This is a genomic window from Brevundimonas sp. GN22 (assembly GCF_054824005.1).
This window is the reverse complement of the sequence record NZ_JSYD01000103.1, coordinates 1-504: the sequence shown is the minus strand read 5'-3', so window position 1 is coordinate 504 and position 504 is coordinate 1. Positions and strand designations below refer to the sequence as shown.

General features: G+C 59.9%; 1 protein-coding gene. It reads left to right on the top strand.

Annotated features, from left to right (window positions below; genetic code table 11):
* Window positions 1-127 precede the first annotated feature (127 nt).
* Window positions 128-504 (top strand): hypothetical protein (locus OB03_RS12775; RefSeq protein WP_461344402.1); only part of this gene is annotated, 377 nt, incomplete at its 3' end.

Here is a 504-nt window from a genome sequence, read left to right as displayed (position 1 = left end):
GAGCAGCGGCGGCCAAGGTCGCAGCGGCGGGATGGCCCGCCCTCAACTCTGACACCTCTCAACCTGACCTGTCTCAACTTCTGGCTGAGGTGAAGGCCTCCGCCGACACCATCAGAAAGATTGTCCAATGACTGACATCACCATCCAAGATCTGGCTAAGGCCTTCAAAGACCATTCCGGCGACGTGACAGAGGGCTTCAGGCTTCTGCAACAAAAGGCATCGGAGGCTGACGCTCGCCTGAGTGAGATGGAGCAGAAGGCAGCCCGTGGAGGCTACGGCGATGGCGGTGCATCTGAAGAGATCAAATCGCTGGGCCAAAAGTATATCGAGCAGGACGGCCTGAAGGACTTTGCCGAGAACGGTCGCAATGGCCAGAAGTTCGATTGGGAAACCAAGGCCACTATCACCACGTCGACGGCCAATGCTGCCGGATCTGCTGGTGCGGCCCTGCAGGCGTTTCGTGATCCGACCATTACCCCGCTGCCCCAGCGCCGCCCGGTGGT